The 22,432-nt window shown below is 57.2% G+C and carries 20 protein-coding genes, 1 tRNA gene and 1 other RNA gene; 19 read left to right on the forward strand and 3 right to left on the reverse strand.

The window, feature by feature from the left end; translation table 11 throughout:
• Window positions 1-4 precede the first annotated feature (4 nt).
• Window positions 5-997, reverse strand: coding sequence for an N-acetylneuraminate synthase family protein (locus tag DAUD_RS00120; protein ID WP_041570980.1), 993 nt, complete (start codon window positions 995-997; stop codon window positions 5-7).
• 99 nt (window positions 998-1,096) lie between these two features.
• On the opposite strand from DAUD_RS00120, the gene DAUD_RS00125 reads away from it, so the two are divergent.
• From DAUD_RS00125 to DAUD_RS00160, 8 genes are all read left to right on the forward strand, one after another.
• Window positions 1,097-2,158, forward strand: a complete 1,062-nt coding sequence (locus tag DAUD_RS00125; RefSeq protein WP_012301183.1) for an SDR family NAD(P)-dependent oxidoreductase — start codon at window positions 1,097-1,099, stop codon at window positions 2,156-2,158.
• A complete protein-coding gene (locus tag DAUD_RS00130) occupies window positions 2,151-2,852 on the forward strand; it encodes an acylneuraminate cytidylyltransferase family protein (RefSeq protein WP_012301184.1) in 702 nt (233 codons plus the stop codon). The genes DAUD_RS00125 and DAUD_RS00130 overlap by 8 nt, the downstream gene beginning before the upstream one ends.
• Window positions 2,849-3,886, forward strand: a complete 1,038-nt coding sequence (locus tag DAUD_RS00135; RefSeq protein WP_012301185.1) for an oxidoreductase — start codon at window positions 2,849-2,851, stop codon at window positions 3,884-3,886. Before DAUD_RS00130 ends, DAUD_RS00135 begins: the two co-directional genes overlap by 4 nt.
• A gap of 373 nt (window positions 3,887-4,259) precedes the next feature.
• Window positions 4,260-5,450, forward strand: coding sequence for a CDP-glycerol glycerophosphotransferase family protein (locus DAUD_RS00140; RefSeq protein WP_242647892.1), 1,191 nt, complete (start codon window positions 4,260-4,262; stop codon window positions 5,448-5,450).
• A gap of 29 nt (window positions 5,451-5,479) precedes the next feature.
• Window positions 5,480-6,988, forward strand: coding sequence for a UDP-N-acetylglucosamine 2-epimerase (locus DAUD_RS00145; protein ID WP_012301187.1), 1,509 nt, complete (start codon window positions 5,480-5,482; stop codon window positions 6,986-6,988).
• Window positions 6,978-7,979: a Gfo/Idh/MocA family protein gene (locus tag DAUD_RS00150; protein ID WP_012301188.1), complete on the forward strand. Its 1,002-nt coding sequence runs from the start codon at window positions 6,978-6,980 to the stop codon at window positions 7,977-7,979. The genes DAUD_RS00145 and DAUD_RS00150 overlap by 11 nt, the downstream gene beginning before the upstream one ends.
• Window positions 7,980-7,982: 3 nt before the next feature.
• Entirely contained in the window at window positions 7,983-9,452 is a 1,470-nt protein-coding gene (locus DAUD_RS00155; protein ID WP_012301189.1) for a glycosyltransferase family protein, read from the forward strand.
• 23 nt (window positions 9,453-9,475) lie between these two features.
• A complete protein-coding gene (locus DAUD_RS00160; RefSeq protein WP_166485043.1) occupies window positions 9,476-10,111 on the forward strand; it encodes an acetyltransferase in 636 nt (211 codons plus the stop codon).
• A 30-nt stretch (window positions 10,112-10,141) separates the two neighbouring features.
• On the opposite strand, the gene DAUD_RS00165 is transcribed toward DAUD_RS00160, so the two are convergent.
• Complete coding sequence (locus DAUD_RS00165; protein WP_012301191.1) at window positions 10,142-11,353, reverse strand: DegT/DnrJ/EryC1/StrS family aminotransferase; 1,212 nt, start codon at window positions 11,351-11,353, stop codon at window positions 10,142-10,144.
• A gap of 231 nt (window positions 11,354-11,584) precedes the next feature.
• Window positions 11,585-13,183, reverse strand: a complete 1,599-nt coding sequence (locus DAUD_RS00170; protein ID WP_166485044.1) for a PLL family lectin — start codon at window positions 13,181-13,183, stop codon at window positions 11,585-11,587.
• A gap of 303 nt (window positions 13,184-13,486) precedes the next feature.
• On the opposite strand from DAUD_RS00170, the gene DAUD_RS00175 reads away from it, so the two are divergent.
• From DAUD_RS00175 to DAUD_RS00220, 11 genes are all read left to right on the forward strand, one after another.
• Complete coding sequence (locus DAUD_RS00175; protein ID WP_012301193.1) at window positions 13,487-14,905, forward strand: ISLre2-like element ISCde3 family transposase; 1,419 nt, start codon at window positions 13,487-13,489, stop codon at window positions 14,903-14,905.
• Between the two features lie 148 nt (window positions 14,906-15,053).
• Window positions 15,054-15,143, forward strand: a tRNA-Ser gene (locus tag DAUD_RS00180).
• Window positions 15,144-15,164: 21 nt separating this feature from the next.
• An RNA gene (gene ffs, locus DAUD_RS11780) (signal recognition particle sRNA large type) lies at window positions 15,165-15,430 on the forward strand.
• A 244-nt stretch (window positions 15,431-15,674) separates the two neighbouring features.
• Window positions 15,675-17,018 carry a DNA polymerase III subunit gamma/tau gene (dnaX, locus tag DAUD_RS00185; protein WP_012301194.1) on the forward strand — a complete coding sequence of 448 codons (1,344 nt, stop codon included), beginning with the start codon at window positions 15,675-15,677 and terminating at the stop codon, window positions 17,016-17,018.
• 32 nt (window positions 17,019-17,050) lie between these two features.
• Window positions 17,051-17,344: a YbaB/EbfC family nucleoid-associated protein gene (locus DAUD_RS00190; protein WP_408609607.1), complete on the forward strand. Its 294-nt coding sequence runs from the start codon at window positions 17,051-17,053 to the stop codon at window positions 17,342-17,344.
• A 30-nt stretch (window positions 17,345-17,374) separates the two neighbouring features.
• A complete protein-coding gene (recR, locus tag DAUD_RS00195; RefSeq protein WP_012301196.1) occupies window positions 17,375-17,971 on the forward strand; it encodes a recombination mediator RecR in 597 nt (198 codons plus the stop codon).
• 63 nt (window positions 17,972-18,034) lie between these two features.
• The gene (locus DAUD_RS00200) at window positions 18,035-18,295 is read left to right on the forward strand and encodes a pro-sigmaK processing inhibitor BofA family protein (RefSeq protein ID WP_041570688.1); all 261 of its coding nucleotides are present in this window, start codon (window positions 18,035-18,037) and stop codon (window positions 18,293-18,295) included.
• A 59-nt stretch (window positions 18,296-18,354) separates the two neighbouring features.
• Window positions 18,355-19,842 carry an aminotransferase class I/II-fold pyridoxal phosphate-dependent enzyme gene (locus DAUD_RS00205; RefSeq protein WP_012301198.1) on the forward strand — a complete coding sequence of 496 codons (1,488 nt, stop codon included), beginning with the start codon at window positions 18,355-18,357 and terminating at the stop codon, window positions 19,840-19,842.
• A complete protein-coding gene (gene tmk, locus DAUD_RS00210) occupies window positions 19,842-20,513 on the forward strand; it encodes a dTMP kinase (protein ID WP_242647893.1) in 672 nt (223 codons plus the stop codon). Before DAUD_RS00205 ends, tmk begins: the two co-directional genes overlap by 1 nt.
• A gap of 5 nt (window positions 20,514-20,518) precedes the next feature.
• Window positions 20,519-21,535, forward strand: a complete 1,017-nt coding sequence (gene holB / locus DAUD_RS00215; protein WP_012301200.1) for a DNA polymerase III subunit delta' — start codon at window positions 20,519-20,521, stop codon at window positions 21,533-21,535.
• Window positions 21,504-22,316 carry a PSP1 domain-containing protein gene (locus DAUD_RS00220; RefSeq protein ID WP_012301201.1) on the forward strand — a complete coding sequence of 271 codons (813 nt, stop codon included), beginning with the start codon at window positions 21,504-21,506 and terminating at the stop codon, window positions 22,314-22,316. The genes holB and DAUD_RS00220 overlap by 32 nt, the downstream gene beginning before the upstream one ends.
• The last annotated feature ends 116 nt before the right edge of the window (window positions 22,317-22,432 follow it).

The following is a 22,432-nucleotide window of genomic DNA, read 5'->3' on the forward strand; positions in this document are numbered from 1 at the left end:
TTCCCTATTCCAGGTCGTGCCAGTAGAGCGGCTGACCTTTTGATTTATTGCACTTCAGTTTTCGGTCCAACACTTCGTCCCAGCGATCCGGTTCAATGCCCGTCACGGGCCTGAGCGAAACCAGGTCTTCGAGAGTCAGGCGATGTCCGGCAGGCAGGTTCTTGGCAAGGTAAAGCGACTTGCGGACTCGTTTCTTGATTCCTGCTTCCCTGACAGTTGCTGTCTTCAATGTCTTTCCCAGCATCTTCTCAACACGGCGAATTCCCTGCACCATTCTTCTAAACTCCCAGGGTTCAAGAGAGGCCCGGTGGTCCGGCCCTGGGAGATTTCGGTCCAGGGTCAAATGCTTCTCGATGATTTTGTAGCCGAGTGCCGTAGCAGCAAGCGGCGCTTCCACGCCGGGTGAGTGGTCGGAGTAGCCCACGATCTTGCCGAAAGCCGGTTTTAGCGTATGAATGACATTAAGGTGCAGGTCTTCGTAGCGGGCGGGATAATCTGTAGTGCAGTGCAGCAGGGCGACAGGCACCCCCGGGAGTACCGCCAGAGCCCCTTCTATCTCCCTTAAGCCGGACATGCCTGTAGACAAGATTACCGGTTTGCGGAATGAAGCTATGGTTTTCAGCAACGGCAGGTTGGTAATCTCGCCACTGCCCACTTTGAAGGCGGGCACCCCTATTTGATCCAGAAAACCAGCACTATGATGGTCAAATGGAGAGCAAAGAAAAGTTATCGCGTCGTGGCAGTACGCTTTTAAACGTTTTAAATCATCCCCTGTAAGCTCCAGCGTGCTCAGAGTCTTTCTCTGGGCAGGGAACCTGCCCGGCGCTAGTAAGTCTTCGGCCTTAAAAATCTGAAATTTAACCGCATCTGCTCCCGCTTCCCGGGCGGCATCCACCAGCTTTTCCGCCATCGCCGGCGAGCCGTTGTGATTGACCCCGGCCTCGGCGATTATATAAACCCGGTCTTGAAGGGAAATTCTTTTATTCTCTATCTTCATGATCACCCTGGTTTCACCTCCGACAATCGTGCAGTATATCATACTGAGGCCAAGACCCATGTGTCACACAATCCCAACGTATACATATTTTAACAGTATATGCAGAAGATGGTGGTTCAATTGAAAAAAACTGATTGGTACGACCGCTTTTTTAGTCAGCGCAAAATACTGGTCACCGGTGGCACGGGTTCCATCGGATCGGAACTGGTAAAAAGCCTGTTGCATCATGGCGTTACCCGAGTGGTAGTCCTGAGTAAAGACGACAGCAAGCAGTACATGATGAAACAGAGGCTGATCTCCAAGGAAAACATTTCCTTTATCCTGGGAGATGTTAGGGAATACGAAACTTTGAAGGAAGCGACCAGGGGTATGGACCTGGTTTTTCATACAGCCGCCTTGAAGCAAATCGGCATCTGTGAAGATAATCCCAAGGAAGCGATACTGACCAATACCATGGGCACTGTCAATATTATTAGAGCGTGCCTGGAGAACAGGGTTCAGAAACTGATTAATATCAGTACCGATAAGGCAGTACATCCCACCAGTATCATGGGCGCCACCAAGTTCTTATCGGAGAAGCTGATCCAGGAGGCCTCCCGCAGGCCGGACGTGCAAACCAGATTCTGCTCGATACGCTTCGGCAATGTCCTTAACTCCAGGGGTTCGGTTATCCCCTTGTGGCTTGAACAGTACCGCTCTGGTCAACCGCTGCAAGTTACTGATTTGGCCATGACCCGTTTTGCCATGACCATCCCACAGGCGGTTGAGTTAATCAAAGAATCTGCTTTCCTTTGTCAGGGAGGAGAGACATTTATCTTTAAAATGAAAAGCGTGCGCTTGGGTGACTTGGTGCAAGCCATGAAAGCCGTGCTTTCAGATTGCAACATGAACGGAGCCCAGTTCGTGCTAACCGGACCGCGGCCGGGAGAAAAGAGCTTTGAACAATTGCTTTTTGCAGACGAAGCAAAACGCTTGTTTGAAAATGAACAGCTATACGTGGTTTTGCCCCATCAGAGCAGCAGTACCCCCCAGGCCCGCTTTAAACGGGCACGTCACAATGAGTACCGCTCTGATTTGGCTCAAAAATGGAGCGTACCTGAATTAGTGGCCTTACTCCGTCCGGTAATAAAACAGTCCCTGGGAGATGAAACAAATGGATGATTCGCCAAGAGTAATCGCCTTTATCCCCGCCAGAGGCGGGAGTAAGGGCCTTCCCCGCAAGAACATAAGAACTCTGGCTGGAAAGCCCTTGCTGGCCTGGACGGTGGACCTGGCCCGGAGTATGGCGGCAATCGACCGGGTGGTGGTCTCTACCGATGACCCCGAAATAGCTGAGGTGTCACGGTCTTATGGTGCAGAGATACTCTGGCGGCCCGGTCATCTGGCGGGAGACGATGCGCTACCCGCCGATGTGGTTAGGGATGCCATTAGGCGGTTCCGGGAGACAGGGGTAAGGGAGGCCATAATGGTATACCTTCAGCCGACCAGTCCACTGCGGGAAAGAAAAGACATTACGGCTTGCCTGAAGCTACTGCACAACGGGTACAACTCGGCGGCGACCTTTACGGAAGCGGCGCTCCATCCTTACCAGGCCTGGCGAATCTCAGGCGGCAAGCCATTCCTCTTTGTAGATGGATTCAATCCGTGGCGGATGCGGCAGCGGTTGGAGAAGGCATACCAGTTGAACGGGGCCGTTTACGCTTTCTGGATGAACAGCTTTCCGGGCCGCGGCTTTTCAATGCTGCCTGAACCCTGCGGTGCGGTGCTCATGCCGAAGGAGCGATCCATAGATATCGACGATATGCTGGATTTTGAGCTTGTTGAAATACTGATCTCTGGGAGAGCGTCCAAATGATCACCCCTAAACACAGCCGGAAAACGCGGGTTTGTTCCGGGACTGAGCGCATCAAAAAGCCGGCCGTGATCGCTGTAATCGGATCGGGGGTGATCGGGCGGCGCCACCTGGAAGCGCTGTCACTGATGGACCGGCCCGTGACCCTGGAAGTAGTTGATCCTTCAGCAGAAGCGCTGCTGAAAGCAGAGCGGGCGCTCCAAGAAGCGGGTTTACCGCGACGAACCATCACCGTGCGCTACCGCCATAACCTGGAAGGGCTTCCCTCCAAGCTGGACCTGGCCGTGGTAGCGGTTAAGGCTGATGTGCGCCGCTTGGTGCTGGAGGATCTTTTGGCCAGGGTTACGGTACCGTATCTGGTTTTGGAGAAGATACTCTTTCAGAAGCTTCCCGATTACGGCCGGATCCGGGAGTTGCTTGGGCGGAACGGGGTAAAGGCCTGGGTCAACTGCCCCTTGCGGGCGATGGCCTTTTTCAAGCTGCTGCGGCGAAAAACAGAAGGTCTTCCTTTGAATTACTCATTTTGCGCCTCGCACCTGGGCCTGGGATGTAACAGCATCCACCACCTGGATCTGTTTGTTTTCCTGAGCGGCCGGAATGATATCATCCTGGATGCAAGCTTGCTCGATCAGGAATTAGCTGCGGCCAAACGGCCCGGCTTTGTCGAATTCACCGGCACCCTGACTGCGCGGAATGGCAAAGGGGGTACTGTGCGGATTACCTCTTACCGTCGGGGCTCGGCCCCCCCCATGCTCACCATTTTCTGTGAGTCGATACGGTTTATCTACCGGCTGAACGAGCAGACGGCATGGGTGGCCGAACCACGGTCGGGCTGGCGCTGGCGCGCTGTGCCTCTGCCTTTTCCCAAGCAGAGCCGGCTTACCCACCTCGTGGCCAGACAAATCTTGAACGAAGGGGTGTCTGATTTGCCGACCTTTGAAGAGTCAGCACGGCTTCATGTACTTCTCCTGCAGGCTTTGTTACCGAAAACCGGCCGGCGGGAATGGGAAGAAGAGGGATTATGCCCGATCACTTGACCGGCCGATTCCGCCCGGTGCTGCTGCCTTGTATGTTGTTTTACGGAAACAGCGCCCTAATTTCACACGGGGAGTGATTCCGCTGTACGGGTCTGTGCTACTGAAACCACATCATGTTCTGTGCTACGGATGGACCAAGGAGTTTTTCGAAGCATTTTCATCATTAAAGTATTCAGGAATTGAGCTGCCGCTCACGTTACTGAGGCACTACCATAAGTATATCGCGCCCTTGGTCGACCGGAACCTGAGCAATCAGCCTCTGATCAGTCAGTTGCAGAAAAAGCACGGCCTTTACAGTTTCAGGGATGTCCAGAAGGCCCTGGAGCGAAGGCCGACTGTCAGGCTGGACCTATCCAGAGACAGTAAAAGGAATATGTTAGCCGTGCATACACGGCAGGCACAGTTTCTTCCTTTTGTTCTGGACCGTTTCCCCAACGCTGATGTACTGGTTATTCTATGGTCCTCCCGGGAAGAGGTTTTTTTGCCCGACCGTGAACTGCCCCGGTCTTACCGGGTGTTCAAAGTCTTGGATGAGGTATCGAAAGCACATCCGGATCCACGCGCGATATTGACTGTGATGACAAAAGCGGACTTGCTCCTGCAAAAGCATACAAAACACATGGTCTTCGGTCAGCCCGTGTTCAAGGTGTGGCTTCGTAAACTGCTGCTGGTTTCCATCAAGATGGTTCACGTGATGACGCGGATGTTTCTGGAAAACCCGATCAAGGTGATACTGAGTAACGGGGAGATCGCGAATCCGGGTCTGACCCTCTCCCTTTTGGCGGCTCAGTACAATCTTCCCTTCGTAAACGCGTTGACCAGCCTAATTACAGACCGGAACTTAATTCCCACCAGAGCCGCCTATTATTGTGTTTGGGGGGAGTATTACCGGGCCTGGTTGGAGAAAAGAGGTATTGAAGCCTCCAAAATCATCTTGACAGGAAACCTGCGCTTCGAATATGATCGACACCCCAGCAGCTTCAGCAGACAATCCATCCAATCACTGCTGAATTACCCCGAAAACAATCTGGTTTTCATGTACACAACTCAACCCTTCTCCGACAAAGTCAAACGCGCTGTGACCCAATGGATTAATCAGGCAGTCACCGACCACCCGGTAACGGTACTCATTAAGCCTCATCCTTACGATAAGTTCGATTATGGTCCATTTACCAAAACGGGCCGCATTGTTATAGTGCCGGAGTCGCTCAAGCTGTATGATTTGTTGCCGAACATCGATTTTATCATGACCATATCTTCAGACACGGCTATTGAGGCGGCACTTCTGCAAAAGGGTATTATTGTTCTTCAGCCTGAACTACCCTATCATTTTGATCTCAATAATAACGATTTTCACTCTTTTCTGACCAGATGCCAGGCCGGCTTTGTTGCTTCTTCACCAAAAAGCTTACGCAACATTTTAGCCGATCTCTGTCGGAGTGAGGAAATGCGCAACAATCTACATGCAATGGGGCAAAAATTCCTTAACAATACCATCCGGAATGGCACTTTATCCACGCCGTCTAAAGATATGTATCAATTCATAAAGACAATACTTAATTAAGGTTGTGTTTCCAAAAGAGGTAGATACGGTTGTACGGGGAAGATACGCTTAACGCGCATAATCTCCTGCGCTACGGCTGGACCAAAGAATTCGTGGAAGCTTTTTCTTCACTCAGATATTCGGGATTGGAATTGCCGCTTACCTTGCTTCGGAATTACCACCTGCATATTGCGTCGCTGGTCGATCAGAATCTGACCAATCAGCCTCTGATCAGTCAGTTACAGGATACGCACGGTCTTTATTCCGTTCGCGATGCGCAGAAAGCCCTGGAGAGAAGGCCGTCCGTTGTGCAGGACTTATCGCAAGACAGTGGCAGAAACATGTTAGCAGTTCAATCCAGATTTGTTCGTTTTGTCCTGGATCGCTTTCCCGATGCTAAAGTATCGATTATTCTAAGAAATCCGCAGGAAGAAATATTTGTGCGTGATCAGAAAATGCCTCCTTCTTACCGGGTTTTTGATTATGCAAAGGCGTTAAAGGAAGCGCGTCCGAATCAGCAGGCGGTATCGGCGGTATTAACAGAAGCAAACCTGCTCATACGAAAATATACAAAACACCTGGTTTTCGGCCGACCGGAGTTCCGGACATGGCTCCGAAAAGCGCTGCTGTTTTCCGTGAAAGCTGTTGGTATGATGAACCGGGTTTTCCTGGAAGAACCGATCCGGGTCATCCTAAGTGAGGCGGAGCTTGTAAACCCCGATATCACAATGTCTCTTCTCGCGGCACGCTACAACCTTCCCTTCGTAAACGCGCCGCTTGTTCTGAATACGGATCGCAACTTGATTCCCACCAGGGCCGCTTATCACTGTGCCTGGGGGGAGAATTACCGCACCTGGTTGGAGAGAAGAGGTATTCCCGCTTCTAGAATAATCTGCACGGGAAACTTGCGGTTCGAGTATGACCGGCACCCCAAAAACCTGGACAGAAAGACAATGGCCTCACAACTTGATTTCCCGGAAGACAACTACATTGTTGCCTACACAACCCAAAAACTTCCGGAAGAAGTCAATCGTGCTGTGGTTGAATGGATCAAACATGCAATCTCCGGTCAGCCGGTTACCGTGCTAATCAAGCGGCACCCCAGCGATAAGACGGACTATCATCCATTTACTGGAACGGGTCGGATCATTGAAGTGCCGGAATCAATCAAGTTGTACGATTTACTGGCGAACATCGATTTCATTATGACAATATCTTCAAATACGGCTATCGAGGCCGCACTGCTGGGGAAGGGAATAATTGTCGTACAACCGGAGCTGCCCTACCAATATGACCGCCATGACAATGAATACCACTCGCATTTGGTCAAAGCGAAGGCAGGCCTTGTCGCTTCATCCCCGGAGCGGTTGCAGAATTGCATTGCCGAGCTTTGCTCCAGCGAACGATTGCGTAGGCACGTGCATAAGATGGCGCAAGAATTCTTGTCTAAAACCATCCATAAAAGCACTTTGTCCACTCCATCACAAGACATGTATCGGTTCATAAAGACCCTGCTTGAAGAAGACGCCGGCACAGGGGTGTTTACACATGATAGGTAAGGTCGGAACCAGGAATCACGCCAAGATGGGTGTTTCTAATCCTTCTCCGGTTTTACTGGTGGGAACCGGGCGCATGGCGGTGGAGTACGCCCGTGTTTTAGCCGCGCTGCAGCAACCCTTTATCGCGGTGGGGAGGGGCGCCGTTTCAGCGGAACGGTTCTCAGCTCAAACGGGAGAGCCGGCGTACACCGGGGGACTGGAGAGGTGGCTGAATGGAAGGCGGAACGTACCAGGAGAGGCCATTGTCGCCGTTAACGTGGAGCAACTCGCCCGGGCGGTGGAGCAGCTGCTGCTTCGGGGGGTGAAAAAGGTCCTGGTGGAAAAGCCGGGGGGGCTGCATGCCGGGGAAATATGCCGCACCAGCAACCTGGCGAGCAGGAGAAAGGCGGCCGTTTTTGTGGCCTACAACCGGCGCTTTTACGCGTCTGTAAAACGGGCCCGGGAGCTGATAGCCGAGGACGGGGGAGTTCGCTCCTTTTCTTTCGAGTTCACTGAACTAAGCCAGAAGGTGGAGGCATCGAAGAACAGTGCAGCAATAAAAGAAAACTGGCTGCTCGCCAACTCCACGCACGTCATCGACCTGGCCTTCCACCTGGGCGGAGCCCCCGCGCGGTTAAACTGTTTTACGGCGGGAAGTACCTCATGGCACCCGGCAGGGGCGGTCTTCGCCGGTGCCGGTGTCACCTCGAAGGGAGCCCTTTTTACCTGCCGGGCGGACTGGGGCGCACCGGGAAACTGGAGCGTGGAAATGCTGACCCGAAAAAGGCGGTTGTTTCTGGCTCCCCTGGAAGAGCTCTATGAGCAACGCGAATCCTTGGGTGAAAAGAGAAAAGTGCCCTTGGATGACCGGCCTGACCGGGAGTATAAGCCCGGGATTTACCGCATGACCCGGGCCTTCCTGTACGGCAAAGACCTTGGTTTTTTGCCGACAATCCAGGAGCAATGTTCAAAGGCCGAGGGCCTGTACCTGAGCATATTAAAGGGAGAGTAATCATTGTACGGGGACGAGAGACTGAACCCCCACCATGTCCTGCGGTACGCATTGACCAAGGAGTTCGTGGAAACCTTTTCTTTTCTAAAATCCTCCGGGATAGAACTCCCACTGACGCTGGTGAGAGACTATCACATGCATATCAGGAGTTTCGTGGATCAAAACCTTAGTAATTGGAATCTGATCCGGCAGCTCCAGAAGAGACACGGTTTATACACCATCGGGGATGTACAGAGAGTACTGGAAAGAAGGCCTCCGGTGATTGAGGACCTTTCCCAGGACAGCGCAAGGGATATACTGGTCGCGCAGGTGCAGTACATACCCTTTACTTTAGACCGTTTTCCCCGTTCCAAGGTGCTGACTATTGCATATTCCACCCGGGATGAGCAAATGGCCGACCGCCATCTCTCAGAGTTTTACCGGGTTTTCAGGGTTAGAAGAGAGATTGAAAACGCGCAGCCGGACCGGTTGAAGGTGGCGGCGTTACTTAAAAAACTAGACCCGGTACTGTTCCGCCTGCAGCATCACCCGGTTTTCAGCACAACGGAATTCCGGTTGTGGTTCCGCCGGTTGCTGATCTCTTCCGTGAAACTGGTTCACGTCCTTGACCGGATGATTCTGGACTACCCCGTTAGGGTGATCCTCTGCAACGTGGAGGCGGTAAACCCGGGAACCACTCTCTCCCTGCTGGCGGCACTGTACAACCTCGATTTCATTAACGCTCCCACTCACGTCATCACGAATCGCAACCTGATTCCCACCAGGGCCACATACCACTGTGCCTGGGGGGAATACTACCGGGACTGGCTGGAAAAACGCGGGATTGACCCTGCCCGCATCATTTGTACCGGGAACCTGCGTTTCGAGTATGAATTCCACCCCGCCAGCCTGGACAGGAATACTTTGGCGTCTCAGCTTGATTATCCCGCAGAAAATTTCGTGGTTCTATTTACTTCCCAGCCCTTTTCCCGGGAGGTTAACGAAGAGCTGGCCCGATGGATTGAACAGGCGGTAATCGGTAACCCGGTGACGGTGCTGATCAAACCCCACCCCAGCGACACTACAAATTACGCCCCTTTTACCAGGACAGGGAGCATTATGGTAGTGCCGGAATGGGCTAAGCTACCGGACCTGTTGCCGAACATAGATTTTTTAATGACCATATCCTCCAGCACCGCTATTGAAGGAGCGTTGAGGGGGAAAGGGCTGATCGTCCTGCAACCTGCACTCCCATACCATTATGAAACAAACAACAATGACATTAACGCCTTCCTGGTCCGTTCCAGAGCGGGTTTTGTGGCTTCTTCACCGCAGCAGTTAGCAAGAATAATCTCCAGGCTGTGTCACAGTGAACGCTGGCGCAAAAGGCTGCATATGATGACACAAGCTTTTCTCGAGAAAACCATTCATAAAGGAGTCTACTCAAATCCGTCAGGCGACATATACCAACTCATAAAGAACTTGCTTGGGTAAGACGGGTGCCAGGGGTGCTGGGTGTGATCGGTATCGTTGGAACCGGGGGACACGCCAAGGTGGTTGTCGATATTTTTAATCGCCGCGGCAGAGGCGGTTTTGTGTTTTTTGACAGCAATCCCCCATCTATAGATAGAAGCTATTTCCATGGTCCAGTGCACTATGATTCCCCGGAAAATCTCAGTAGTTTTATACATCTGGTGGAAGGATGGCATGTTGCCATCGGCGATCCCGCGCAAAGAAAAAACAAGCTTGAACAGATTATGGGAATGGGGGCAAAACTTCTTAGCGCCATACACGACGGCAGCATTATTGCCGATGATGCCATCATTGGAGACGGTACGGCGATTATGGCGGGTGCGGTGATAAATCCCTGCACGAACATCGGCCGGGGGTGCATCATAAACACCGCCGCCGGCGTGGACCACGATTGTCAAATCTCGGATTACGTTAATATAGGACCCGGCTGCAGGTTGGCCGGCGGCGTGCATATCGGCAAGTTGACTAATCTGGGCCTGGGAGCCGTGGTGATCCCCGGGATAAGAATCGGTCGCAACTGTATCATCGGTGCGGGTGCGGCGGTCATATTCGATATTCCCGATAACAGTGTAGCTGTGGGTGTACCGGCCCGAATCATAAAAACCAAGTCCAACCCGTAACGATACTTGGAACGAGTACCCATACCAGTGTCAGCCCAGGGTAGCGAATTGCAGCACCTTCTCCACCGCCCGGGCGGTATCGTCCATGTCCGTCTCGGAGAGGGTCGGATGCACCAGGAAAACCAGGGAAGTCTCCCCCAGCCCCTTGGCAATCGGCAATGGTTGGGCCGGCTGTAGTCCTTCTTTTTCAAACGCCTTCTCAAGATAAATCTCACTACAGCTTCCGCTATGGCACGGGATACCCTCGGCCCGTATCGCTTCTATCACCCGGTCCCGGTTCCAGCCGTCCCTTAGGGCTTCAGGGCGTAAGAAAGCATAATACTTATAGTAAGCATGACCGATATCTTCCGGGGGCAAGGTAACGCGTAGCGCCGGTAGCTCGGCGAACCGTTCGGTCAGGATGGCGGCGTTCCGCCGCCTTTTTTCCACCCAGGTGGGCAGTTTATTCAGTTGCACCCGCCCGATAGCCGCCTGCATCTCGGTCAACCGCCAATTGGTGCCAAAAGACTCATGTAGCCAGCGAAAACCCGGCGGGTGTTCCCGGTGATAGACAGCATCATAGCTCTTGCCGTGATCCTTGTAGCTCCAGGCCCTCTCCCAGACTTCCCGGCGGTTGGTAGTAAGCATTCCGCCCTCGCCGCCGGTGGTTACGATCTTATCCTGGCAAAAGGAAAAAGCGGCCGCATCCCCAAAAGATCCTGTCGGCCGACCTTTGTACGTTGCACCATGCGCCTGCGCGCAGTCTTCAATTACGTAGAGCCCCTTCTCCCGAGCCAGTTCCAGGATGGGGTCCATTTCGCACGGCCACCCGGCTAAGTGCACCGCGATGATCGCCTTAGTTTGGGGCGTCAGGACTGCGGCTGCAGTCTCGGCGGTAATGTTTTGGCTGACTGGGTCAACGTCGGCCATTACCGGCGTCACCCCCCGAACAACTGCGCAGCTGGCAGAAGCAATAAATGTCCGACATGGCACAATCACCTCATCGCCCGGCCCGATCCCCAGCGCGTGCAAGGCCAGTTCCAGAGCTACAGTTCCATTAGCGACGGCTACGGCGTACTCACAACCAGCAAAGTCAGCCCACTCCTGCTCAAACAAGCGCCCCTCCATTCCGGTCCAGTAGTTTACCCTGCCAGACTTGAGGGGTGCCGAAGCAGCCTGAATTTCGTCGTCCGTAAAAAAGGGCCAGGAGGGGAGAGGTATTGTACGAATAGGTTCTCCCCCGCTAACAGCCGGTATCGTCACGATACAACCACTCCAAAACCATCCGGATGGTCGCTACTTTCCACACTTGGCAGTTTTCCGAGTTCAGTGCAGCTGTTTGCTCAACAACAACAGCAGCAGCAATAACAATCCCCAGAGGTTGCTCTTTGGACATAAGGGCTGTAAGGGTAAGATATGATTCAGCAGGCAGGTTTGAGCCCGTCTCAGGCCTGCTTTTTCGCTCAAATCCGGGACAAATCCATTGTCTGCAGTTTACCGGAAAATTTGTTTCCAGAAGGGCGTGTTCTTCAAGATCTCCGTTTCCTGCTTAAACATCTTTGAGTTTTGCTCTAGTTCCAGGATGGTTCCCGCCTGTTCATCCAACTGCTGTCTGAACCGCATCTCTTTTTCCCTAAGCTGGTTGATGGCGTTCTTTTTTTGTTCAAGTTTGCCTTTAAGTTCCGCATTTTCCTCATTGAGGCTTTGCAGCTTGTTTTCCAGCAGTCGCTTATCCTTTTCCAGTGCCTTTATCTTCCCGTTTGCCTGGCTGATCTTATCCATCAGGGACTTCACCAGGATTTCCAGGGACCCTAATTCCTGAACCTTCTTTTCCAGGTCCGCCTCCAGGTTTTGAATCTGTTCGTTCTGGTCTAAAATGGTTTCCTTCATCTGGGCATTGGTCAGCCGCGAATCTTCCACCTCGAAGAACAGGCGGCGAAAACTCCCGTCTATACGGCGCATGTGTTCGCCAAGTCCTTTTTGGCCGTAGTCCAAGCTCAGGTACTCCAGGCTCGGCAGCATCGGTTCCAGGGGCCGAAGATCTTGCGTCTCCGGTAGGGCTAGGCTGTACTCATCCGTTTCTCTGCTGTCCTGGAACACGGTGGCGAGGAGGGCCACGGCGGTGCTCCCGGTGTCAAAGGTGGCCGTGGTATTCAGCCCTTGTCTTTTGTATAGATCCAGAGCCAGAAAATTGGTGCGCAAAAGCTTCTGGTACTGGTCTTTTAACACCGGGTCGTTGAAGGTGCTCCCGCCGTCAAGGGAGGTGCACTGGTAGATGCCTTCAATCTGCTGCCAGAAAACTACGACCCGGTCTTCCCACACACCGACGGTTGGGGTGTACGCATTAACACCGGCTAGAGACAGAAACTGTTCTTTCTGCCACCCGCCGACCATCCAACCCCCTCTGGTTTTACGACGGTAAATGACCCGGTAATTCATGCCGTCTGACCTGGTCCAGGTCAGGTGCAGTGTGCCTGCTTCATCCGCTACCAAGCAGGGGTACAGATTGCTTCGGTCGGAGTCGGTGATGTGCGTGGGTTCCGTCCAGCGCCCCGTATCTGCGGGCCGAGCACGGTAAACGAGCTGGTACTTGGATCTGGTGCTGACCTGGTACACCAGGTGGATGGTTCCTTCCCGGTCCAGGATAACCGCGCCCTGGTTCTGACCGGGGCCGAGGCCGTGGTCGATCACCTCCGGCGGATTCCATTGGCCGTTACCTTTGAAACAGAATTTGACTCTCCAGATTTCCTCCAGGGGATTATCCGTGAAATAGGTGATGTGTGGAGTTCCAGAGTTGTCAACCAGGACGTTCTGGTAGGTAATCCTCTCATCTTCGACCCATTTCCGATCCAGGACGTCGGTTGACGCCTTGTCGCCGTGCCAGCACACGTAAACCAGGTGTCCTCTGTTAAGTTTGCAGGTGATATGAAGTTTCTCGATATCGCTGATGGTGAAGGAAAAGAAACCGTTATAGTCAGACACCAATTCTATCCAGTCGGTCCAGTGCTGTCCTTTGTCCAGTGAACACCGGCCGAGCAGCTTGTCTTCCGTACACCGGAGCGACCAGATGCAGTGTTCATTCTTAATGTACAATGCCTCCTGCCCCAGGATCCCCTTGTTACGTGTGACGCGCAAAGCATTGTACCTGTACGCAGTTTTCCCTTCCATACTGGGTTCACCCCTATCCTACTTGATCATATTCTTAGCCTTCCATCATACATATGCACGGGGCGGCCAATCTTCCACAGCGCACCATACCGATCTGATACGGTGAGGCTGTGCAATTAACCAGTGAGTGTAAGGTTTAAGTAGGAGATGTGAGGTCGGAAATAGAAGTGAGACCTCAAAACGGCTTCCCCTGAGGGGAAGCCCTCCCCGCCAAAGGAGTGAGGTCTCATGTTCAAGATTCGCTTTCTGCTTGAGGTAGTCCTGTTTCTGGCCAAGGGAATTTTTGAGGTGTTCAGGTCGGTGCGCAATATGGATGAGTTGGAAGAGCGGGTGCAGCGGTTGGTTCAACAGGCAGGCGGCAAAATGCTGGAGGAGGCGCTGGCACACATTGACCTTGAGTTAAGCGGCAAGCGGGATCCAGCCCTCAAGAACGTGGGACAGCGGTCGCGGACCCTGGTCACCAGCTTCGGTGAGATTACGGTTAAGCGCCGACTGTACCGTAACCAGAAGACCGGCGCGTACCGGTTCCTTCTGGACGAAGCCTTGGGAATCCCTGAACGCCAACGGGTGACACCGCGGATGACCCGTATGATCCTGGAGCTAGGCACGGAGATGCCCTTCAGGCGCGCGGCCCGGGTTATGGGTTTTCTAGTACCGGGGATTCACTGGATGACCGTCTGGTCTAAGGTTCAGGATGCTGGAGAAAAGGCCGCCCGGGATGCTGAGGCACTACGCGAGGCCGTCTTTGAAGACGGTGTGGTCCCTGAAGGCGGCAAGGAGGTTCGGGAGTTATCCATTGAAGCCGATGGTGTAGTAATACCCTTGCAGCGGTCGCCCAAGGCGTTTGGTGAGATCAAGCTGTTTATCGGCTACGAGGGCAGGGAACAAAAGACCCGGAAACTGGTGAACCGTTACACGGTGGCCACCGCCAGGGGCAGCCGGGTGGCTTGGGAAGACACCGGGGCGGCCTTCGGCCACAAGTGGGACCTTAGCAGGGTAGAGCGGATCCGCATTGGTGGGGACGGCGCCGAGTGGATCAAACAAGGCCTGGAGATGTTCCCCGGGGCGACTTACCACCTTGACCCCTTCCACCTGCGCCGGCGTTTAACCGAGGCTTTAAGTTACAGCAGCAACGTCTATGAAACTGTCACCGAAGGGTTAGCCGAGCTAAACCAAGATGCGGTAGTTTCCGCCTTGGACCAGGCGATTCGGGTCAACCGGGGTGCACGCCGTAACGGGATCATGCGGCTTAAGGAGTATCTCCTGGCTAACTGGCAAGGTATCGCCGCCTTGCCGGAGGGAGACCGTTTAGGTGCGATCGAGGGCCAGGTCCGTCACACCATCGCCAGGCGAACAAAGCGGATTGGGGCGCGTTGGAGCCCGGCCGGTGCGGAACGGATGGGACGCCTGTTAGCGGTACGGGCTAATGATGAGCTGGACAGATACGTGGTACACTCGGAACCCCGGTTCGACCTACTGAAAAAGGCTGTCGGAGCCGAGGCAATCCAACTGCCCAAACGCTTCGGCAAAGATCCCGAGGCCTGGCTTCAAGCCAACGTGCCCGCCCTTGAAGGACCGCACGCCGGAAAACACTGGGTCAAGCACATAGTAAGAGAGATTAGTTCACCGAGGTGGTCTACGGTCTAATTCAAATTAAATCGGCTGGGAGATCGCCTACTAAGTCTTGACACGGACAATTAACCAGTTCCGCTTGAAAGCGGGATTGATCGGTGGTAAAATGTAAATCACGGTTGTCGGCGGGTTTGAGAGTCCAAAGACGGACCTTTTTTCATCCGGAGAGATGGCCGAGCGGATGAAGGCGCACGCCTGGAGAGCGTGTGGGCGGGTAACTGCCTCGTGGGTTCGAATCCCACTCTCTCCGCCATAAAAAAGTTAAAAGGTTTGGCCGTGCTAGATGGGGAGGTAGCGGTGCCCTGTAACCCGCAATCCGCTATAGCGGGGTTGAATTCCTGTCCGAGGGCTTGGCTTGTGGGGTCCGGCTGTGATAAGGGGTGTTGACGGTTGGGTCTTGCGCGACGGAGCTTCTCGAACCGTGTCAGATCCTGACGGAAGCAGCACTAAGGGAAATCCTCCGGGTGCCGCGAGGGTGCCTGACCCGAGCTACCTGCTACAGTAACGCCCGGAAGTCATTGTTCAGAGACAGGTGCACGGCTGCTTTGATTAGAAGAGGTGGCAAAACCACCTCTTTCCTAATTTGGTGTGGTAACGGTTTGCTCTGGTAGTTGGTGGTTGGTTGCGTCGTTTGAGTGTATAATGAGGAGTAGTCCCGCGGATGAAATGGCTTTTGAGGGGCCTTATGGGTGAGCTGCATTGCGCCTGGACGAGGTGCACAACCCGGAACGGCTGAAGTTCTGAAACTGGAAGACCGGGAAAGAGCTAAACGGGGGGTAACATCTTGCCTTACCAGACCCTGTACCGGACTTGGCGGCCGCAGCGTTTCGGGGAGATCGTCGGCCAGGACCACGTGGTCCGGACGTTGCAGAACGCCGTGCGGGCGGAACGGGTGGCCCACGCCTACCTGTTTTGCGGCCCGCGTGGCACGGGTAAGACCACTGCGGCGAAGGTGCTGGCCAAGGCCGTGAATTGCACCGAGCGGGACGGCGCCGAGCCCTGCGGGGAGTGTGCTTCCTGCGTATCCATCGGCACCGGGTCGGCGGTGGACGTGCTCGAGATCGACGCGGCCTCCAACCGGGGAGTGGACGAGGTGCGCGAACTGCGGGAGCGGGTGAAGTTCCACCCGGCGGCCGGGCGCTTTAAGGTGTACATCATCGACGAGGTTCACATGCTCACTAACGAAGCCTTCAACGCTCTCCTGAAGACCCTGGAGGAGCCGCCGCCGCACGTGATCTTCGTACTGGCCACCACCGAGCCGCACAAGGTGCCCCTGACGATCATCTCACGCTGCCAGCGCTTCGATTTCCGGCGCATCGGCCGGCCGGACCTCGTCTCCAGATTGGAGGAAGTGGCCGCCCAGGCCGGGCTGGCGGTGGAAAGCGGGGTATTGGCCCTGATCGCCCGGGTGGCGGACGGGAGCCTCCGGGACGCCCTCGGCATCCTGGACCAGGCCGCCGCCCTCGGTGGGAACCGGGTCACCCTGGCCGACCTGCACAGCATCTTGGGGACTGTCACCGGGGAAGTGCTGGAGAGGCTGGTGGGTCACCTGGCCGCCGGGGAAACCGGAGCGGCCCTGCTGGTGCTGCAGGAGGTGGAGGCCCAGGGCAAGGAACTTCGAATCATCGCCCGGGAACTGACCGATTACCTGCGCGGCCTGCTCTACGGCGCTTTCGGCGCCGGGGGGGCGACAAGGTCGGATCTGGACCGGGAAAGGCTGATCGAGTTTCTGGCGCTGTTTGCGCGGGCCGAGCAGGAAATGCGATTTGCCACGCGCCAGATTCTGCCCCTGGAACTGGCGGTGGTCCGCGCCGGCCGATCGCTGTCCGGTGTCGGTGACGGGCCGCGGTTGCCCGAACCCGAAAAGAACCTGGAACTGGAGCGGGTGTGGGAAGAGGTGCTGGCCGAGTTCCGGCGGCGCAAACCGCCGGTCGCTCCCTGGCTGGCCCGCGCGGAGCCCGTGGCGGCCGGTTCCCGGAAGCTGGTGTTGAAATTCAGGGACACCCTGGCAAAGGAAAAGGTTGCTTTACCGGAGAACAAGGTTATACTGGAGAATATTCTAAATCTATTCTACCCCGGTCGCTGGCAGATCATCTGCGTGGTGGATGAGACGCCGCCGAAACGGTAAGGAGGGTATTTGCCATCTTGGGAATCAACAAGATGATGAAACAGGTTCAGGAAATCCAGGCCAAAATGGTCCGGCTGCAGGAGGAACTGGGCGAGCGGACGGTGGAAGCCACGGTGGGCGGCGGGGCCGTCAAGGTCGTGGCCAACGGCCGGCAGGAGGTCTTAAGTATTGAAATCCTGCCCGAAGCCATCGATCCGGAAGACGTAGAGATGCTCCAGGACCTGGTGCTGACCGCGGTCAACGAGGCGCTGCGCCAGTCACGGGAGATGGTGGCCGGCGAAATGAGCAAACTGACCGGAGGTCTGAAAATCCCCGGCATGTTCTAGAACAACGGCTGGACAGGGAGCGCGAGAGGTTTGCAGTATTCCCGTTCGGTGGGCCGCCTGATCGAGGAACTGGCCAGGCTACCGGGGATCGGCCCGAAAACGGCGCAGAGGCTGGCTTTTCACCTGGTCACTGCGCCGCGGGAGGCGGCCGAGAGCTTGAGCCGGGCTATTCTGGAAGCCCGCGACAAACTGGTGTTCTGCCGGGTGTGCGCCAACATCGCCGATGAGAACCCGTGCGGCATCTGCCGTGATCAGAACCGTGACCACGGTCTGATCTGCGTGGTTGAACGGCCCCGCGACGTCCTGGCCGTCGAAAAGGCGCACGGCTACCGGGGACTCTACCACGTTCTGAACGGCAGCCTGTCGCCGCTGCAGGGCGTGGGCCCCGAGGAGCTGAACATCGCGGCCCTGGTAACGCGGGTCCGGGAAGGTACCGTCCGGGAAGTGATCGTGGCCACCAACGCCACCGTGGAGGGCGAGGCCACGGCCCTGTACCTGGCCCGGCTGCTCCGTCCCCTGAACGTCCGGGTTACCCGGCTGGCTTTTGGGCTGCCGGTGGGTTCCGACCTGGAGTATGCCGACGGCCGGACTTTGGCCCGGGCCATCGAGGGTCGGCGAGAGGTATAATTTGCCTTCCGGGATGCATATGTTTTTGGTAACCATAGAGGGGTATCCCGGGAGGTGCTTGCGGTGGATTGGAAACTGATTCTATTGGGTCTGTTGGGGTTGGCGGGGCTGTACCTGGTGGGATCCTTTTTCGTGACGCCTTTGAAATACCTGTACCGCCTGTTCGCCTATGCGGCCGTGGGCATCATCCTGCTGGTCATGGTGAACCTGGGCGGATCCTTTTTCGGCTTTCACATCGCTTTCAATCCGTTTACCGTCCTGACTGCCGGGCTGCTCCAGGTTCCGGGAGTGATTCTCCTGGTCCTGCTCACGCTGATGATCTGAAATCTGGGATGAAGGCGTTTGCCGTGCGGCCTCTTCAGGGCGAAGAGGCTTTTTGTTTGGTGAGCGTAGGCAAAGGGGGGACTTTCGCGGTGAACCAGCGCCGGGCACCCCTGTTTGAAGCCCTGAAGCACCACGTGACCAGGAACTACACGGGCTTCCACTTTCCGGGACACGGCGGGGGCGCCGGTCTGCCCCGGGTTTTCCCCGCCGGCCGTGAACTCTTCCGGTTTGATTTGACTGAACTGCCCGGACTGGACGACCTGCACGCGCCCGCGGGCCCGATCGCCCGGGCCCAGGAGTTGGCGGCGGCTTTATACGGCGCCGACCGCACTTTTTTCCTGGTGAACGGGAGCACGGCGGGGGTGCAGGCCCTCCTGCTGGCGGCTACGGCCCCCGGGGAAAAGGTGCTCCTGCCCCGGAACGCGCACCGCGCGGTGATCGGAGGCCTGGTGCTCTCGGGGGCCGATCCGGTATACGTCACGCCCCCCTTCGACGCCGAATGGGGCTTTTTCCGGCCCCCGCGACCGGCAGACGTCCGGGCCGCCCTGCAGGCGCATCCCGACCTCCGGGCCGTACTCCTGACCCACCCGGACTACTACGGTCAGGCCGTGGTGGATGCCGAAATGGCCGAAGTGCTGCGGGAGACCGGAGCTATTTTCCTGGCCGACGAGGCTCACGGGGCGCACCTGCCGTTCCACGCCGCCATGCCGGTGCCGGCTTTGAGGCTCGGTGCGGCGGCCGCGGCGCAGAGCTTGCACAAACTGGGCGGGGCCCTGACCCAGGCTTCTCTGCTGCATCTGAAAGGGACAGGCCTCTCCCCCGCGCGGGTGAGCCGGGCGCTGGCGCTGCTCCAGACCTCCAGCCCCTCATACCTGCTGATGGCCTCCCTGGATCTGGCCCGGCGCCAACTGGCCGTCTCCGGAGGGCGGCGGTTCGGGCGGGCGGTGGACCTTGCCGGCCGCCTGCGCCTGGGGCTCGCGGCGCTGGATGGGGTGGAAGTTTTTGACGCCGGACCGGGCCGGGCCGACCCGACCAAGGTGATGGTGTCCACCCGCGGCCTGGGTTTGAGCGGGCACCGAGCCGCCGCCGTGCTGCGGGACAAACACTCGGTCCAGGTGGAGGCGGCCGGTTTCGGGCACCTCTTGTTCGTGGTCGGGCTCGGGACGCGGGCCCCGGATATTGCCCGGACCCTGGGGGCTTTCCGGGCCCTGGCCCGGGAGCACGCCCCTTCCGACCTCCGCCGTCAGACCTCCGGCCGCCGACCTCCGGCCTCCGACTTCCATTTATGGCCGGCACCCCCGGCCCCGAAGGTGCTCACCCCGCGGGAGAGCTGGTTTGCGCCCGCCCGGGCCGTGCCGGTCCGGGAAGCGTCCGGGCTGGTGGCCGCCGAAACGGTCAGCCTGTGCCCACCGGGAATCCCGATCGTGTTTCCGGGTGAAAGACTCACCCCGGAGGTGTTAGAATATACTTTGGAGATTCGGGCCGGGGGAGTGGCGTTTCAGGCCGCCGACCCGGGCTTGAAAACCATCATGGTGCACGACGGGTGATGCGGGTGAGCGGGGTTTTTATAGTCTTCGAAGGCATTGATGGTGCAGGGAAGACCACCCAGCTCGCGTATCTGCACGAAGCGCTTTTGAGCATGCGGAACCACCGGGTGCTGGTGACCCGCGAGCCCGGCGGGACCCGGATCGGCGAGGCCGTGCGGCGGGTGCTGCTGGACACCGGGAACAGCGAGATGACCGGAGAAACGGAGGCGCTGCTCTACGCGGCCGCCCGGTCCCAGTTTACGGCCGAGGTGGTGCGACCGGCGCTGGCGCGCGGCGAGATCGTCCTGAGCGACCGCTTCCTGGACTCCTCCCTGGCTTACCAGGGTTTCGGACGGGGACTGGAACTGCATAGGCTGCGCCAGGTGAACTTCCTGGCCACCGGTGGTTTGCGGCCCGACCTGACTGTACTGCTGGACCTTCCGGTGGCGGCGGCCGTGGCCCGGATGGACCCGGACCGGCGGGACCGCCTGGAGCGGGAGGGTGTGGACTTCTTTGAGCGGGTGCGCCGTGGTTACCTGGAGCTGGCGTCCGCGGATCCCGGGCACTACCTGATAGTAAACGCCGAACGGGAGGCGGGCGTGTGCGCGTCCGCGATTTGGGCGCGGGTGAGGGCTCTTTTGCAGGACCGACCCACCTTCGGTGGGTGCCCCGGGTTGGACGGGGGGTCTTGAGGGAAATGTTGGACGGGATCATCGGGCAGGAACTGGCCAAGAGGTATTTTCAAAGAGCGGTTGAGGGCGGCTGCCTGGCACATGCCTACCTGTTTCACGGTCCGGCGGGTGTCGGCAAGAAAAGCCTGGCCCGGGCGCTCGCCCAAGCCCTGGTCTGCAACACCGCGGAAAACAATTCTTGCGGTCTGTGTCCCGCCTGCCGGATGTTTCTGGCCGGCTCCCATCCCGACCTTCGGGTTCTGGACGGCGCGGAAAAGTCGATTGGGATCGCCCAGGTGCGGGAGCTGCAGCAGGCTCTCGTTTACCGGCCCTACGGTGCCCGGCACCTGTGCCTGGTGCAGGAGGCCGAAGGCCTGACCGCGGAAGCGGCCAATGCCCTTTTGAAGACCCTGGAGGAACCGCCGGGGCCGGTGCTGTTTATCCTGACCAGTGCCCGGCCCGAACGGCTGCCGCCCACGGTGGTTTCCCGCTGCCTGAAGATCCCCTTCCGGCCGCTGACCAGGGATGAAATCACTTCCGGACTGGAGACAATGGGGTTTAAGGGGGACATGGTGCCGCTGGCGGCCCGCCTGGCCGGGGGCAGCCTGGGACGGGCGGCGGAACTGGCCGCCGGCGGGGACGGCCTGGACTGGCGGGAAAAGGCGGCGAACATGGCGGAGGAATTTCTTTCCGGGATCGGAACTGCCGAATTGTTTGCCCGGGCCCGGGAACTGGGGGAACGGGCTGAAATGCTGGTCCGGACCGAGTACCTGCTCCTGTGGTACCGGGACCTCTTGCTGTGGCGGGAGACCGGTTTCGAGGGATTGCTGATCAATGCGGACCGCCTGGAACAGGTCCGGGTGCAGGCGCGTCTGGCGGACGGCCCGGCTCTGGCACGGAGCATCGCTACTATTGAGGATACGAGAAAGAAACTGCTGGCCAACGTGAACGTACGCCTGGCGGCGGAGGGATTGTGCCTGCGCCTGGCGGGGCTGGCCGAGGAGGACGGATATGACCGGGCAACTGGTTGGAGTACAGTTTAAGAAGACCGGCAAGACGTACTATTTCGACCCCGGCGCCCTGGAACTGGAAAAGGGCGAGGGGGTGATTGTGGAGACGGTGCGGGGACTGGAATACGGTACCGTGGTCATCGGGCCCCGTCCCCGGAACGGTGAGGATGGCGAACAACTGCTGAAACCGGTGGTGCGCAAGGCTACCGACGAGGACCTGAAGTGTCTGGCTGAACTGCAGGAAAAGGAAGCGCGCGCCTTTCGGATCGGGGAGGATAAGATCAAAGCGCACGGCCTGCCGATGAAGCTGGTGGGTGTGGACTACACCTTCGACTCCAGCAAGGTTATTTTCTACTTTACGGCCGAGGGCCGGGTGGATTTCCGCGAACTGGTCCGGGACCTGGCTTCTGTTTTCCGCACCCGCATCGAACTGCGGCAAATCGGAGTGCGCGACGAGGCCAAGATGATCGGCGGGCTCGGCGGCTGCGGCCGGGAACTTTGCTGCGCCACCTGGCTACGCGAGTTCACCCCGGTCTCGATCAGGATGGCCAAGGAGCAGAACCTCTCGCTGAATCCGACCAAGATCTCGGGCATCTGCGGCCGACTGATGTGCTGCCTGAAGTACGAGAGCGAAGTGTACGAGAACGCGCGGGGCGCCTACCCCGATGTCGGGGCCCGGGTGGAAACCCCCGCCGGGGAGGGGAAGGTGACCGGAGTGAATATCTTCCGGAACACCGTAAGCGTGGAACTTAAGGATTCCAAACACGTTCAGTACTTCCCGCTTAAACAGCTCAAAACCCTTCCCAAGCGCTAGGTGACTTGTCAAGACACCGGCTCGTTTCAAGGTGCCGGTGGCGGACTGCGGCGCTGGTCGGCGTGAAGGCCGGGTGGTGCTTCCGGATCACATTCCCGTGGTGTGGCGCTCGGAAT

This window comes from Candidatus Desulforudis audaxviator MP104C, from assembly GCF_000018425.1.
In the GTDB taxonomy this organism is placed as follows: domain Bacteria; phylum Bacillota; class Desulfotomaculia; order Desulfotomaculales; family Desulforudaceae; genus Desulforudis; species Desulforudis audaxviator.